This is a genomic window from Lysobacter sp. A378, from assembly GCF_054052125.1.
Map to the genome: position 1 here is coordinate 728,952 of NZ_JBSVRK010000002.1, position 15,284 is coordinate 744,235.

At 60.2% G+C, this 15,284-nt stretch carries 14 protein-coding genes; 9 read left to right on the forward strand and 5 right to left on the reverse strand.

Annotated features, from left to right (window positions below; all coding sequences use genetic code 11):
- Nucleotides 1-23: 23 nt before the first annotated feature.
- The 4 genes from ACW7G1_RS09295 to ACW7G1_RS09310 form a co-directional block, all read right to left on the reverse strand.
- Nucleotides 24-911 carry a DUF2306 domain-containing protein gene (locus ACW7G1_RS09295; protein WP_456979451.1) on the reverse strand — a complete coding sequence of 296 codons (888 nt, stop codon included), beginning with the start codon at nt 909-911 and terminating at the stop codon, nt 24-26.
- 150 nt (nt 912-1,061) lie between these two features.
- The gene (gene wrbA / locus ACW7G1_RS09300; RefSeq protein ID WP_456979452.1) at nt 1,062-1,664 is read right to left on the reverse strand and encodes an NAD(P)H:quinone oxidoreductase; all 603 of its coding nucleotides are present in this window, start codon (nt 1,662-1,664) and stop codon (nt 1,062-1,064) included.
- A gap of 60 nt (nt 1,665-1,724) precedes the next feature.
- Nucleotides 1,725-2,495: an SDR family NAD(P)-dependent oxidoreductase gene (locus ACW7G1_RS09305; RefSeq protein WP_456979453.1), complete on the reverse strand. Its 771-nt coding sequence runs from the start codon at nt 2,493-2,495 to the stop codon at nt 1,725-1,727.
- 504 nt (nt 2,496-2,999) lie between these two features.
- Nucleotides 3,000-3,929, reverse strand: coding sequence for a DUF6216 family protein (locus ACW7G1_RS09310; RefSeq protein ID WP_456979454.1), 930 nt, complete (start codon nt 3,927-3,929; stop codon nt 3,000-3,002).
- 451 nt (nt 3,930-4,380) lie between these two features.
- Between ACW7G1_RS09310 and ACW7G1_RS09315 the strand changes: the two genes are divergently transcribed.
- From ACW7G1_RS09315 to ACW7G1_RS09355, 9 genes are all read left to right on the forward strand, one after another.
- Nucleotides 4,381-5,277, forward strand: a complete 897-nt coding sequence (locus ACW7G1_RS09315) for a BRCT domain-containing protein (protein WP_456979455.1) — start codon at nt 4,381-4,383, stop codon at nt 5,275-5,277.
- 136 nt (nt 5,278-5,413) lie between these two features.
- Nucleotides 5,414-7,858, forward strand: coding sequence for a tellurite resistance TerB family protein (locus tag ACW7G1_RS09320; protein ID WP_456979456.1), 2,445 nt, complete (start codon nt 5,414-5,416; stop codon nt 7,856-7,858).
- Nucleotides 7,855-9,153, forward strand: coding sequence for an ATP-binding protein (locus ACW7G1_RS09325; RefSeq protein ID WP_456979457.1), 1,299 nt, complete (start codon nt 7,855-7,857; stop codon nt 9,151-9,153). Before ACW7G1_RS09320 ends, ACW7G1_RS09325 begins: the two co-directional genes overlap by 4 nt.
- A 6-nt stretch (nt 9,154-9,159) precedes the next feature.
- Nucleotides 9,160-11,400 carry a DEAD/DEAH box helicase gene (locus ACW7G1_RS09330; RefSeq protein ID WP_456979458.1) on the forward strand — a complete coding sequence of 747 codons (2,241 nt, stop codon included), beginning with the start codon at nt 9,160-9,162 and terminating at the stop codon, nt 11,398-11,400.
- Between the two features lie 385 nt (nt 11,401-11,785).
- Nucleotides 11,786-12,625 carry a DUF4238 domain-containing protein gene (locus ACW7G1_RS09335; RefSeq protein WP_456979459.1) on the forward strand — a complete coding sequence of 280 codons (840 nt, stop codon included), beginning with the start codon at nt 11,786-11,788 and terminating at the stop codon, nt 12,623-12,625.
- 79 nt (nt 12,626-12,704) lie between these two features.
- On the forward strand, nt 12,705-12,944 hold the full coding sequence (locus ACW7G1_RS09340) for a TraX family protein (RefSeq protein ID WP_456979888.1): 240 nt from the start codon (nt 12,705-12,707) through the stop codon (nt 12,942-12,944).
- 164 nt (nt 12,945-13,108) lie between these two features.
- Nucleotides 13,109-13,447 carry a hypothetical protein gene (locus ACW7G1_RS09345; protein WP_456979460.1) on the forward strand — a complete coding sequence of 113 codons (339 nt, stop codon included), beginning with the start codon at nt 13,109-13,111 and terminating at the stop codon, nt 13,445-13,447.
- Nucleotides 13,448-13,734: 287 nt separating this feature from the next.
- The gene (locus ACW7G1_RS09350) at nt 13,735-13,923 is read left to right on the forward strand and encodes a type II toxin-antitoxin system HicA family toxin (protein ID WP_456979461.1); all 189 of its coding nucleotides are present in this window, start codon (nt 13,735-13,737) and stop codon (nt 13,921-13,923) included.
- Nucleotides 13,920-14,402 carry a type II toxin-antitoxin system HicB family antitoxin gene (locus ACW7G1_RS09355; protein ID WP_456979889.1) on the forward strand — a complete coding sequence of 161 codons (483 nt, stop codon included), beginning with the start codon at nt 13,920-13,922 and terminating at the stop codon, nt 14,400-14,402. Before ACW7G1_RS09350 ends, ACW7G1_RS09355 begins: the two co-directional genes overlap by 4 nt.
- Nucleotides 14,403-14,497: 95 nt before the next feature.
- On the opposite strand, the gene ACW7G1_RS09360 is transcribed toward ACW7G1_RS09355, so the two are convergent.
- Nucleotides 14,498-15,265: a SapC family protein gene (locus tag ACW7G1_RS09360; RefSeq protein WP_456979462.1), complete on the reverse strand. Its 768-nt coding sequence runs from the start codon at nt 15,263-15,265 to the stop codon at nt 14,498-14,500.
- Nucleotides 15,266-15,284: the final 19 nt, after the last annotated feature.

A 15,284-nucleotide genomic window follows, 5' to 3' on the forward strand; every position in this document is an offset into this window, starting at 1 on the left:
ACAATAGCAACAAGGCTCGCCGACTATGCGTGTAAATGTGGCAACCACATGATCGCGGTAGCGGCGCCGATGCCGACCATCATCATCAGCGTAAGCACGCCAAGATCTGCCGCCATGGCGAGCTGGCCGCGTGAATCGCGGCGTTTCTGCGCCCGAAAGTAGAGTTCCAGCACGCCCAGCGGCAGCAGGTACTGCGCAAAACTCAGAAAGCTCAGGAATGGCCCGGTGAACGATTCCGGATCGAAACCGACTGGTCCCTGGTTCACCACGATCCAGAACATCAGGCCGATGCGGAAGAACCAGACTCCGCTTACCGCCAGAAAGAGACGCAGCGCCCAGCGACGATGCAGATCGAATCGGCGTGCCCGCGCATGACGCCAGGCGGTGGCGGCGAAGCCAAGTATCAGCAACGCGTTGAGGCTGACTCCCAAGTGTTGCGGCAGGTCGCCGACCATGCCACCCCGCAGCCACACCATAGCCAGACCGCCCACGCTGAGGATCGCAGCGGCAAGCAGGTAGGCGCGCCCGTTCCAGCGGTGGAACGCCGGCGCGCTGCGGCGGATTCGCGGAATCAGCTGCAACACTCCACCCGTGATGATCGCCACGACAAACAACAAGTGCAGGCCAAGAACGAGGTTGAAAAACGTATCGCCTGCGACGTAACCGTGCGGCATCACCTGGTTCCAGCGTTCCGGTTGACCTTGCAGCGTTACGCGTCCATAGAAGCCCACCACATAGGTCGCGAACACCAGCTGGCCCAGTACCGCCATGCCGAACCAGAATGTAGCGGTTGCGCGCAATGCAGCGCCCGCGAATCGTTCCCGCCGCAGCGCGTTGGAAACCTGCACCGCTTCAACTAACGCGTTGCTGTGATCCACCGCGGTGGCAGCAGCACGGGAAAACGTATTCATGAGACGGCCTCCTTGATGACTGACCAGCACAGTCTCGCGGACGGATTGGGCCCGGGTAGAGGGCATCCCGATGATTGGCGTAATGAAGGTGTTGAACTACGTCAGGCCCCGACGAATGGCGGGATTCGCGCTATCTGTCAGCCAGGTAGCTCAGGTAGCAGCAAGCTTTGAGGCGACGTCGGCGACCAGACGACCTTGGAACCGAGCCCCTTCGAGCTCGTTCTCGCTGGGTTGGCGCGAGCCGTCGCCGCCGGCAATGGTCGACGCACCGTAAGGCGAGCCGCCCGTGACCTCGTCGAGCCGCATCTGCCCTTGGAAGCTGTAGGGCAAACCAACGCAGACCATGCCAAAGTGCATCAAGTTCGTGTGGATGGCCATGAGCGTGGTCTCCTGTCCCCCGTGCTGGGTCGCGGTGGAGGTGAAGGCTGAGCCCACCTTCCCGTTCAGCGCTCCACGCGCCCACAAACCACCGGTCTGGTCGAGGAAGCTCGCCATCTGCGAGGCCATGCGGCCGTAGCGCGTCCCGGTCCCGATGATGATCGCATCGTATTGGGGAAGCTCGTCCACACTGGCCATCGGTGCCTCCTGGTCGAGCTTGTAGTGCGCACCCTTGGCGACGTTCTCTGGAACAGTTTCAGGCACACGACGGATATCCACCGCCGCGCCGGCTTCGCGTGCGCCTTCGGCTATCGCTTGTGCCATGCGCTCTACATGACCGTAAGCGGAGTAGTACAGGACCAGGATCTTGCTCATTTTCGTTGCTCCAGTGGTGTGGCGGTGGCTTGGATCATGGCGATGTCCTCTGGGTGGTAATCATGTGAAGTTCGCGCCGCCATCGACCAGGATGGACTGGCCGTTGACGTAGGACGCGTCATCGGAGAACAGGAAGGCGACCATCGATGCGATGTCGTCGGGGTGGCCCAGCCGAGGGGAACGGACGCCCTTCAGGATCTCCGCGCGCCATTCCTCGGATGTACCGTTCATTGCTGCTTGGGTCAGGATGACGCCCGGCGACAGGAGGTTGGTGCGGACACCATGCTTCCCCCCAACACTCGCCGAATGCCGCGTCAACCCGATCAGCCCGCTCTTCGACGACTGGTAGGCGACGTGGTTGGTTTCACCCATCCAGACCGAACTCGACATCGTGTTGACGATCGCGCCGCCGCCTTGCCTGATCATGATGGGCATGGCGTGGCGGATGCCGTACATGTAGCCGGACAGGTTCACGTCGATGGTGTGGCGCCACACGTCGAGCGGTACCGACATGACGTCGCTGTCGCTTCCAAACGTCCGGGCCGATAAATCGGCGGCGACGTTGAAGAGGCCGTCAATACGGCCGAACTCGTCGATTGCATGGTCGATGAGGGATTTCACCGACGCTTCGTCGGTGATGTCGAACGCGCGATCCCGTGCGATCCCACCGCTGTCGCGGATCTCGTCGGCAACGGCAGAGGCAGCGGGTGCGTTGAAGTCGGCCACCACCACCTTCACTCCCTCTGCAGCAAGGCGGATGGCGGTCGCGCCGCCGATGTTGCCTGGCGCCGCGCCCGCGATGACTGCAACCTTGTTCTTGAGGCCTCTCATATTGGTCTCCTTTCTCCGATTCGCCGGAGCAGACGGTCTTATTGCGATCAGCTGCCGCGTCATTGGAGACTGACAGCGTTCCAGTACACACGACATCCGCATACGGGTCAGTCGTCGCTCCCTCGATCCGGGGTGTGGGGCTGGAGACGGATGACGCGACGCCCGTGACGCCGAGCAGCGATCGAGAAGGCGCCGGCTCCGATGACGACCATCGCCGCGCACCCGCCGACATGGCCTGCAAGGAGCAACTGTTGGACTGGACTGGCCAAAGCAATGATGGCCGCGCTGCCGAGGAGCAGTGCGGCTGGTCGGATGCAGGATGCAAACGTCGACCATGGCAGGGCGGAGCAGGCTAGGGGATTAGGGAGCGTTATCGCGGGCAGGGTATCCCTGTACATAGCCAACAAGGTCACCAGCGCTCAACGGCAGCGGGCCAAACGTCGTTGGTAACGCGCCGATGGCGGCTGCAGCGGCAGGGCGCCATTTCCTCTTCGCGACCCGCACTCATGAACTGCGCTTTCGCGGCACTCGCAAGCGCCAATCGAGCCGCGTTCCTAGCCTGACGAGAAGAAGAATTCGGTAGCGTTCGTGCTTGCCGATCACAGGGGGTATGGCTGACTGCGGCATCACAAGACGGTCAAGGATCCGAATGGCTACGGCTCGCCTTATGAGGCTGTACAACACGAAGCAGGTCCAAAACAAGAAAATGGCTGCAAATGAGACCGTCTGCCGCTGCTTGCGAACTGCTTTGGTGAGTTCAGCTTTAACTGACGGGTCTCGCCAGATATCGCAGAGAATGGCCGGATCATTCGCGTGAAATCCGGTTGGAGCCTCTTTATGCGGCGCCCCAGGATCTCCTAAGCATGAGGCAGCCGACAGGATCGTGCGCTGCTCGGAAGACAAGGGGAGCACCAGCTGTGCCTCGCCGTCGTCCAGCCAAACCCAAGTTCCGGTCGCCTTCAATGATGCGAGCAGCCTGTCTTCCATAGCGCCCAGCCCCAAAACCGCAGCGAACCAGAAAATGACAAAGAGCAGGAATGCCGAGAGAGCGATACCTACAGGGTGAGGCCGCTTTCGAGGGTTGATCGTAAAGCTGGTAGTTTCAAAAGCACTCCGTGCTCTGCCCACAAGATCAAGGGGTATGTTGCGAGACTCGGCCTTGCCGATGATCTCCTTAGCGTCCTTTAGGGTCTGGGCTGGAATGCCATAGGTCATCCGAAAGACGGCAAGCGCAGAGTAATCTGATAGGTTCTTCCTGACGAGCTCGTCTTGAATGTCGTCCCTGCTAATGAAAAGGCGTAGAAGTCGATTGTTGAGCGGGTGCAGGGATCCTGCTCGCCAGCAAATATGTAGTGCTGCCAGCAAGAAGCCTGCCAATGATACGAGGGCAGGGATGCCGGCAATGATGCTTTCCCAGCTCATGTTCATGTTCATGTTCATATGAAGTCAGGATGTCCTGAGTAGAGGTGCCAGTCCGTTTTAACGACTAAGAACTGCCAACCTTTACCATGACGCAGTTCCCTAGTGGCGTGGATAGCCTTCCTATCGAAGTCGCGGCCATGGGTGTCCGCTTCTTTCCGACAGCAGAACCATCCTTGACAAAAGGCGGTTAGGGAGCGTTATCGGGAGGGGGGTAGGGAAGGGCAGCTTCCGACCCTAGGCGGTCGTTCAATGGTGCCAATCCATTTTTCGGAACCAATGGCCGTGTCGCCTTTTAGATCAGTAAATTATGGAAGGAAGAGCCGGAGGATTAGGGGCTCGCTAGGACGCCTGAAGAGAAGCCTCAGGGGAGCCTTGGAGCTTTTTCGTGTCTCAACGTCGCGCAGTGTGAGCTTGATCGCAAAGCGCTACTCTGGGGTTGGACGATTCGTTGGGGAGCGACGCCATGCATACAGATCACCTGCCTTACCTGAAATTCAACGGCAAGGCTCGCCTCGACAAGGCTGTAAATTCACTGATGGGGATCGTCGAAGGCATAGCCATCGATGGCGCCATCAATGATGTCGAACTCGGGTTCCTAAGCCTGTGGCTCTCCGAGCATCAGGAGTTGAGGAACCGACACCCGTTCAACGAGTTGATACTGGTCGTGGAAGCCGCCATAGGGGACGGAGTCCTTACGGCGGAAGAGCATGATGAGTTGACTTGGCTGTGCGAGCGGCTTCGATCCTCTGAGTTCTTCGACAGGATCACCGCCGATCTACAGCGACTTCATGCGGTTCTCGGCGGGATCATTGCGGACACGCGTATCACCGAGGAGGAGCTACGCGGGCTGGCTGAGTGGATGGACGATCATGATCACCTCAAGAGGTGCTGGCCCTTTGAAGAGGTCGGGAGCCTGATCACCTCGGTGCTCAAGGACCGACGCATCGATGAGCGCGAGCACCAATTGCTGCACTCGTTCTTCTCTGACTTTATTTCACTAGCCGATGACCGAACCCTCACTAGTCCCGTGCTGAGGGACGAGAATCAGGCGATTGTCGGCCTCTGTGCCGTCTGTCCTGAAATCATATTCGACGGGAAGCACTTCGTTTTCACGGGTGCTTCCAGTCGGTACCCCAGAGCGAAGATTGCAGAAACAATTACTGCATTGGGCGGCCAACTCGCGCCGAATCTCTCCAAGAAGGTGGATTATTTAGTCATTGGAGCCGACGGAAATCCGTGCTGGGCCTATGCCTGCTACGGCCGCAAGGTTGAGAAGGCCATCGAGCTACGGAAGGCAGGCTCCATGTTGCTCATCGTCCATGAGCATGACTTTCATGACGCGATAGCAGAGCTAAGCTAGCTCACCGTTTCCGGAAAAATTTCCGAGGGGCATTGATAGAGCGCCTGCTGTCGGGATGCTCGTTGTGGCGTGGCGTATGCTCCGGACTGGGGATACGCGCGAGGTGAGCGCGGGTCGCAGGAGAGGAGAAACCGAGGTGGCAAAACGTTCGTCTGGGGGTGGTTTGTGGCTGTTCTTGGGGGCGTTGGTCCTGATTGCAGCGGTGCCCAAGGAAGCCTGGATCGGGCTCGGGGTACTCGGTGGTGTCGGATTGGTGGCGTATCTCGTCATCAAACACCTGAACAACAAGGCCAACTCGGCCGCGGTTGCCGCCGAAGAGTTCCAAACCCAACACCAACCGACTTTGGCAGAGTTGACGGACGGCGGGATCCGGTCCTCTTTGTCGCCTCGGATGCGGACCACGCTCGCAGCCAGCACGGCACCGCCAAGCACTCCAAGCCATAGCGCATCTGCTTCCACACCGGCGCGGACCGAAGAGTTCTATTCCGCTCCGGTCCCTGCCCAAAAATCCGGCTCCTCCTATGCTATCCCGAAGGCGCCTTCGGGCTTTGGGGATGGACGCTGGGTGCCACCTGGCGAGAACGTCATAGTCGCCGGTGTGGATTTACCGGGCGGTATGATCTACGTCGGCGGACGCCTGCGGGCACCCAGCGGCATCACCGCCCCCTGCCTAATTAGTGGTCAGCTCAATGTGGCGCGCGTGGGAGACTACCGCTCCCGCCAGATGAGCTACTGGCCTAGCTACGCTGACGCGTCACCGAACGAGCGGCGAGCCTATCTGAACTGGTTGTCGGAAGGGCGCTCGCACCCTGACTGTGATATCGGCTACGTCTTCTTGTTCTTCTATGGTCTTGAGCGACGGGTCATCATCGATTCGCGCGATGATCCTTCGGCGAAAGAAGAATGGCCAGCCATCATTGCCGAGTTACGGCGGCTGCTTTTGATCTACGGGGAGAAATCGGGATCGTTCAAGCGCTACGCCGGCGAGCTAGTGAGTTGGATCGAACTCAATGGCGCTTCGGGCCAGCTATACGGGCAACCCGTGCCGGATCTACCGAGGACTTACGAACTGCCCCCTTACTTGCGCTTGGCGCTTGGGCAGGCTGCGGTCGATCGTGCACCGGTTCCCGCGCATCTTGCGCTGGCATGGGTGCGATTGGACCCAGACATCAATTTGCGGACAGCCGCCACCCGCTGTCCTGATGAGTTCGAGCGTTTGTTCATTCAGCGATACCACGAAGCCCTTGGATCGGGCCTGGTGTTGCCGAAGAACCGGACCAAGCTTAAGTTCGTCTACCAAGCTGCCTCGGCCGGACTCCGCGGCGCCACCATCACCATGGGGTTCGGTGACATTCCGGATGTCACTGCTCTCACCACGCCGATCAAGAAATTGGGCGAGATCGCCAGCCAGTGCACAGACGAACTCGGATCCTACAGTCGGCTGATGGGTAGAGACCCTGCGGCCGCCAGCAGCCTGGAAGGACTTCTGTTGCTGCCCGCCACGCTGTGGCCGCCCGCCGCCCAAGCCAAGCTGCAGGGGCTGACTAGCCGCATGCGCGACGGTCGCCTTTCGCTGCCGCTGCAAGAGTTGCTGGAAGCCTTGGACGGAGCCGGGCTGCCGATCAATCGGGCCCGCGTCCGTGGGCTTGCCCGTGCCTTGGAAGGGGACGAGATCGGCTTCGAGCCACATGTACTGGCCGATGCGAAAGCACCCAGAGAGCAGGACACAGTGGTCCTATTTACCCAGCCATTGCTGGACGCAGTTGTTGGTTCGGGAGCCGAGTATCAGACCGCCGCGCTGACTCTGCAGCTGGCCGTCGCTATGGCGAACGCCGATGGCGATTTCAACGAACACGAGGTTTCGCACCTGCGGGCCGAGATTACGGGGTGGGCGCACCTGACACCCGCCGAACGCCGCCGGCTCCAAGCTCACTTGCAATGGCTGACGGCGGCCCCGCCGACTTTGGCCGGCCTGAAGAAGAAGCTGGAACCGCTTCCCGTCACTGCGCGCGAGATGCTTGCAGCCTTCATGGTCACACTGGCCCAATCCGATGGGTTCGTGTCCCCGGACGAGGTCAAGTTCCTGGAGAAGGTGTACAAGGCGCTTGGGGTTGACTCCAAGCGCGTGTTCAGCGATGTCCATGCCGTCGGCGCTGGTGGCGCACCTCTATCGACAGCGCAGGCCAAAGAGCAAGGGTTCCGACTGGATGCCGACCGCATCGCCGCCTTGCAGGAAGACACCGCCAGGGTTTCGGCGTTGCTGTCGAAGATCTTCACTGATGAAGCTGCCAGCGCACCACCGCCGACATCTGCGCCAGAGCCCGAGCCAGAGCCGGAATGCGAGGCATCTCCGCTGCTTGGCTTGGACGACGCCCATGCCGCCTTCTTGCGCCTGCTGCTGTCACGACCGGAATGGTCGCGATTGGAATTGGAGGATGTGGCCGCTGATCTCGACCTCATGCTCGATGGTGTCTTGGAGCAGATCAATGAAGCGGCGTTCGATGCGTTCGACGAGCCTGTGTGCGAAGGCGATGATCCCGTGACCGTCAATACCGAACTACTTGAGAAAATCGAAGCATGAGTGCCTTAATCCGTCCCAAAGATCGCGATGCCGTCATCCAATCTCTCCGCGCGGGCGTCGTGCCTCGCGCAGGCCAACACCTGATTCAGGTCGCTCGCGGCCGGGAGATCGAGGCGCTGGTCGCGGATATCGACCGGGTCGCCGACGGCGGATCCTCATTCCGCTTCGTCATCGGCGAATACGGCGCCGGCAAGACATTCTTCCTGAACCTGATCCGTGCCATTGCCATGGAGCGCAAGCTCGTTGTGGCCAATGTGGACCTCAACCCCGATCGTCGACTGCACGCCTCGGGTGGACAAGCTCGCTCGCTGTATGCCGAGCTCATGCGCAATCTGGCCACACGTACCAAACCCGAAGGTGGCGCCTTGGCCGGAGTGGTCGAGAAATTCATCGGCACGGCCAAGTCGGAGGCCAAAGCGCAGGGCATGACGACCGAGCAGGTCATTCGCTCGAAGCTGGGACAGCTGACCGAACTCGTCAACGGCTATGACTTCGCCGATGTCATAGCCGCCTACTGTCGTGGAGCAGAGGAAGGCAACGAGCAGCTGAAATCCGATGCCATCCGCTGGCTGCGGGGCGAGTTCTCAACCCGGACCGATGCACGGGCGGCTTTGGGCGTCAGGACCATCGTGGATGACGCGTCCGTCTACGACCAACTCAAGCTCGTGGCCCGCTTTGTACGCTTAGCCGGCTACGCTGGGCTGTTCGTGTGCCTCGACGAGTTAGTCAATCTTTACAAGCTCGCCAACGCACAGGCGCGCAGTTCCAACTACGAGCAAATCTTGCGCATGCTCAATGACTCACTGCAGGGCACTGCTGTAGGTCTGGGCTTCGTTTTGGGCGGCACCCCAGAGTTCCTCATGGATCCGCGGCGTGGCGTCTACAGCTATTCAGCGCTCCAGAGTCGCCTGGCCCAGAATGCCTTCGCAACGGGCGAACTGGTCGACTTTACCGGCCCAATCCTTCGCCTTTCCAGTCTGACCCTTGAGGACTTCTACCTGCTGCTGGGCAAGATCCGCCATGTCTATGCCGGGGGCGACGCGGAGCGCTACCTGCTACCGGACTCGGCAATCGCCAGCTTCATGGAGCACTGTGCCAATCGCATCGGCGACAGCTTCTTCCGCACCCCGCGCACGACGATCACTTCCTTCATCAATCTGCTCGCCATCCTGGAGCAAAATCCCGATACGGACTGGAAGAGCCTGATAGGCGAGGTCGCGGTTGAGACCGACCAAGGTGGCAAGGGCGACCTTGCAGTCGACCCGGATGACGAACTAGCGTCCTTCAAGCTCTGATCGACGATGTCGGTTTCCCAAGCCTTCCTGCAGCTGGATCCTCGCATCCAGCACTACCTGTGGGCCGAGGGGTGGGGTGAGCTGCGCGAGGTTCAGGAGAAGGCCATCCCGCTGATCCTACCGGGTGACCAGGATGTCATCGTTGCGGCCAGTACCGCTTCGGGGAAGACAGAGGCCGCGTTCCTTCCGGCCTTGACGCACTTGCTCCAGCAGCCCGACGGGGGACTGATCGTGTATGTCAGTCCGTTGAAGGCGCTGATTAATGACCAGTTCGGGCGTCTGGATCGCCTCTGCGAGAACCTGGAGATCCCGGTGTGGCCATGGCACGGGGACATTACGGTCACTAGCAAGCGCAAGTTCCTGGCCAAGCCGCACGGCGTGCTGCTCATCACGCCCGAGTCATTGGAGGCCACGCTGTGCCTCCGGGGCACCAGTGTTGCTGGCTTGTTCAAGCGAACGGCATTCTTTGTCGTCGATGAGCTTCATGCCTTCATCGGCTCAGAACGAGGGAAACAGCTGCAGTCGCTCCTGCATCGTATCGAGATCACGCTTGGGCGCAGAGTTCCGCGCGTAGGACTGTCGGCCACACTTGGCGACATGAGCTTGGCAGCCCGGTTCTTGCGGGCCGATCGAGCCGTATCCATCGTGAATGCCGACTCCAGCGGTGGGCAACTACTCATCAAGGTCAAAGGGTTCGAGGAACCGCTGCCCCCCGTTGGCGTGTCACGAAACAACGGCCCTACGCCCGATCGAGCTCCACTGGCGATTGCCGAGCACATGTTCAAGGTGCTACGTGGATCCAACAATCTCATCTTTCCCAACAGCCGCCAGGAAGTCGAGCGATACACGCATATTCTGAACACGCTGTGCGAACAAGCTCAGCTACCGCGAGAGTTCTGGCCGCATCACGGCAACCTGTCCAAGGAGATCCGCTACGAGACTGAAGCGGCACTCAAACAGCGAGAGCGACCGGCCTCGGCGGTGTGCACCAGCACTTTGGAGCTCGGCATCGACATCGGCGCGGTCAAAAGCGTGGTCCAGATCGGGAGGCCGCCGTCGGTTGCTAGCTTGCGACAGCGCTTGGGCCGATCAGGTCGGCGTAAGGGCGAGCCGGCCATCCTGCGCGGCTACGTCATCGAAGACGCGCAGGACGAGAAAGCCGACCTGCAGACGCGGCTTCGATTGAACACCGTCCACACGGCAGCGGTTATCTCTTTGCTGTTGGAACACTGGTTCGAGCCGCCTGCGGTGCACGGAGCGCACTACTCCACCCTGATCCAGCAGTTGCTCTCGGCGATCGCGCAATACGGTGGGTTGCAAGCTGGACAGGCCTACCGGCTGCTGTGCGCCTCATCCGGTCCGTTTGAGGGCGTGTCCAAGGAAAGCTTCACCGACCTCCTTCGAACATTGGGGAACGAGGAAATCCTGACCCAAGATCACTCCGGCCTGCTGCTTCATGGTCGGATCGGCGACAAGATCGTCAACCACCATTCGTTCTATGCGGCCTTCACTAGCGATAAGGAGTTTCGCATCGTCTCTGGAGGGAAGACGCTCGGAACCCTGCCGGTCTCGCAGATGATCGTTCCCGGCCAGCGAATCCTGTTTGGGGGTCGCACTTGGGAAGTCCAGGACATCGATGAGGCGCACAAGACGATCCATGTCGTGCCCGCTCGGGCAGGCGCCCCACCGCTGTTCAATGGTGGCGCCGGCCAAGTTCACACCCGCGTGCGACAACGCATGCGCGAACTCTATTTGCATACCGAAGTCTTAGGCTATCTGGACACCGAGGCACAACGCTTTCTTGATGAAGGACGTATGGCCTTCCAAGATATAGGGATGCAAGATCGTGTGCTCCTTGATCAGGGCAGCCAAGCGATTCTGCTGACCTGGTTGGGTGATCCTGCCAACGAGGCCATAGCGTGCCTGTTGATGGCAAGAGGCGTGAGCGCAGCGGCTGGCAGGCTGGGGGTCGAGATCCAGCGCGCCGAGCGGAGTCTGGAGGAACTCGAGGATCTATTGGCCGACATCGGTCTGGACGATACCCCGACAGCCGATGAGTTGCTGGCTAACGCCGGCAACTTGGCCAGACAAAAATGGGATGAACTGCTTTCGCCCAAGCTGCTGCGAGAAACCTACGCGAGCTCTAACCTCGATCTCGACGAGGCGCAGGCTTGGCTTGCTCGACTGGCCTCTGCTCGGAAAACGACAACTTCTCGGGAGAATATTCTGTCTAATACCCACTCCTAGCCGAAAGCAGCCGCCCCAGAGCACGGCAGTTAGGGATGTTTATCGGGGTAGGGACTGTGGATCGCCTCCCCGCGCTTCCCGCAGCGAGATAGCCTGGAGACGCCGGCCAAACGACCTCAACACATCGAATTTTCCTACCTTGGGGGCACCCGCAGGATGCGTCCAATCGGGGCACTATCTAGCCGCGCTTCTTGGCTCAACAAGCCTGCGACAGTCGCTGATTCTCTCGATATCTTGACCTTGGAGTCGCCCATGAGCGCAGCCTTCATGATTACCCGGACCCTGAACCGCAGACCATCTACTGTGGGAGCTGCTGACAAAGTGCATGAGATCCTCCGGCACCACTTAGAGAAGACTGTCTCAGACGCCAATTGAGCCGAACAGTATGGGAGATCACTACCTGCCCCAGCACTACCTCAATGGGTTTGCGGTAGACGAGCGGTTCTGGGTCCACGACTTGGAACAGCAGCGCACACGCCGTGGCCAACCGAAGTCAGAAGCCAACGTCAACGGACTGTGGCCCGATGAGCTGGAACGGCATCTGGCGGAGAAGATTGAAGGGCCGGCTCAAGACACCATCGATCGCATACGTCAGTTCCAGCCGATAGAAGAGTCCGAGAGAGAAGTGCTCGCCACCTATCTGCTCACGATGTGGAAGCGAGTGCCGGCAGGTCGTGATCGGACAGCCTCACACATTCCCGGACTCGCTAGGGAGCACAAGCAAGGGTACTTTTTCCAAATCGAAGAAATGGTCGCTGACGGCACCCTGCCAGCAGAAGTGGCGGCCGAGGGAAAACAGCGGGTATCGGACATCCTTGATGGTCTAGCCGATGGACCGCCTGACCACTACTGGCACCACATGCTCCGGGACGGCGCTACTCCCAAGATGATGTCAGCGCTTCGCAGCATGGACTGGACGTTCTTGGTCAGCACCTCCGACCCGTACCTCACTTGCGACGATCCACTGTTCTTCTTCCGCGGCATTGGCATCGGCAGGGTCAACTCTGAGCTGAGCGTTCCGCTTTCCACTTCAATCACTCTGCTGGCTCATCGACAGGGCGCACAGTCACGACAATTCCGAGAAGCCCGCGCGAGTAGGGTTGTCCAACTCAATCGTCGAACTGCACATAACGCCAGGCGGTTTATGTACTCGGAGCAACCCGTGCCTTGGGCGCTGAAGCTGGGCATGCGTAAGCCGCGTCCAGAGCGGATACGGATTCTCTAACGATTGCCGGCAGCTTGACGCGGTAACGATAGCTGGCGAGCGGGAAGGGCCGTACCCCTCTACGGGGCCGGGCGTTGCCCTGGTCATCGCCGCATGGCTGTATTTCAGCCGTCCGCAACCGGGAACCGCCGTCGCGCTTGTCGGATCGTTGTTCGCGTTGTGCCTAGTCAACCTCAACGCTTGGGCGCTGCTCGCATTGCCCATCGTCTGGCTTGCCTCACGATCTGACCTTTCGATCCCGCGCCTTCGCTGGGCGTTCTGGCTGTTCTACCCGGTGCATCTGGTCGCGTTCGCCGTCGTTGCCGTGCTGGTGCCGTAAAGCAAAACCCGGCGAGCTCGAATGCACGGCAACCGCTTTCTGCGAGAGTGTTCCCCGGAGCGGTAGTGCTGGCAAGCGCTGCGTAAAATCACCGATTGAGGAATGTTCCTCATGGCAAACTGCTTTTGCACTACGCTGCTCGCTCAAAGGGGGAGGGCGTGTCTATGGACCGCGAAGCGTTACCGCTGTGGAAGCTCGTTGTTGGTGTTGCCCTGGGCGTACTCGTCGCCGATCTGGTGCGGATGGCATGGATTGCCCTTACTATCAGCTCGCTCGTCGGTGCGTGGGGTTTCAACACAAGCAATCCGGGGAAGGTCACCGAGCGCGTTACGGCACGATCTGCGCCGGTCGAGCTACCGGCTTACCAGGGGCCAATCACGGCGCGAGCACGTGGCATCAGCCGGGCCTGCATCAATGGTACCGTCTTTGATCGAAGCGGCAACGGCTGGGCGCAATCCCTGAAAAATAATCGTCCGCAGCCGTGCCGGGCCAGCTCGCAATAGTTCACCGTTCGAACAGCCTTCCGTGCCGCCAGAGCCAGCGATCTAGCATGTGAGGCGCTATCCAGTCCCTCGGGGGCGATATCAGCCGCGCACCAGCAAGCCGCCAGCCACTCCACGCTCCGTATAGGGGCGTTTCGTTGTAGATCAATCGGCGGTAGCGCTGGGCGGCGCAGTTGTTCGGACAGGGTGAGTCAGCAGGCCAGCAGGGAGGGCGCATTGCGTTGATCCATCAAGTCGGCCAAGTGGCCGGGCGCGTCAGCTTGCGGATAGTGGGTATGATACCCACCATGAGGAGCGCGGACGTGATCAGGCGATTGGAACGCGAAGGTTGGGAGTGTGTCCGGGTGAAGGGCTCACACCACCATTTCAAACGTCCTGGACGGGCGGGGCGGGTGACCGTACCGCATCCAAAATCCGATATTCCGCTGCCAACTTTGCGCAGCATCTACCGTCAGGCCGATTGGCCTTGGAGGTGACCATGCGATTCGTTCTTGCCCTGCATACCGACGACGGCGTGAGCTACGGCGTGACCGTGCCCGATCTTCCGGGTTGTTTTTCCGCCGGTGACACGTTCGATGAGGCCGTGGCCAACGCGTACGAGGCGATTGACCTACATGTCGAAGCCATGCTGGAAGATGGCGAACAGCTGCCGGACGCCCGGCTGCTGGCCGAGCACCAGGCGAACCCCGACCTCGTTGGCGCCGTGTGGGTGGTGATCGATGCGCCCGTGGAGAAGTACTTGGGTCCGGCATCGAAGATCAACATCACAGTGCCGGCGCTGGTATTGCATCGCATCGATCAGTACGCACAGACGCACGGTGAAAGCCGCTCGGGCTTCCTGGTCCGCGCGGCGCAACGCGAGATGGCGTTGTCTGGTTCCGAGTTTCCGGTCAAGTACACCATCCAAGAGGGGCAACCGAATAAGAGCCGCAGGAAGCGCCAAAGCATCGTTTGAACAGCAAGAGGGCCCATCGCCGCATAGATCTCATACTTCGCATAATGCATATTATGTAATAATCGCATCTGCTACGGAGTCAGGTGTCTGGGGACTTAGCTGCCTTGCGCCACGCGACGGACCTGCCGTTCCATGAGAGCCGACAGCCGTCCAAGGGAGGCAAGATGCAGATTGACCAGCGAAAGCCAGCCCTTGCGATGCCAATCCACGACCGTCGCCTGATCGAGATCCCTGAAACGATCTGGATCGACAACCTGGAATCCGTCCAGCGCGTAGCGCCGACCGTCGGCAAGCGTCGCGTCCGCCCGCTTGTCGATCAGAAGATCGTGTTCCCGAAGCGCGGCGACGAAGGACTGCGTACTCACAAACTCAACCTGGTAAGCCTCGCAGAACTGCAAGGCCTGACGAGTCAGATGGCTGGGTCCGCCCTCCTCGAACAGCGGCATGCCCTCCGTACCCTCGCGGACGACGCGCTCGGACGCGGTATCCATGGCCAGCGCAAAGCGCTCCGATTCCGGGATCGAAACAAAGCCGAATGGATAGCGCCTCACGTAAGCCGGAACGTAATGTTCCGTGGCCCACGCGCCCTTCTCGACAAAGAGATTCTCTCCTTCGCAGAGCCCGAGGATCACGGCGGGAAGGAGTGTGTCGCCGGCAAAGACCACCGGATAGCTACGGCTGGCCTCGCCGATTTCGCCTATGACGACCGGCACATACGGCGTGCTGGCGGCAAAAGCCGTATCACCGTCCTTCAACCGCCAGCTTGCGTGCGCTTCCGAGTGAAGAACCGCGGGCTTGCGGTAGAACAGCGGCAGTGCTGATGCCGCGGGTGTATCCGTAGTGTTGGCGAAACCGGTGGTCATGATGTCTCCTGTAGATGTT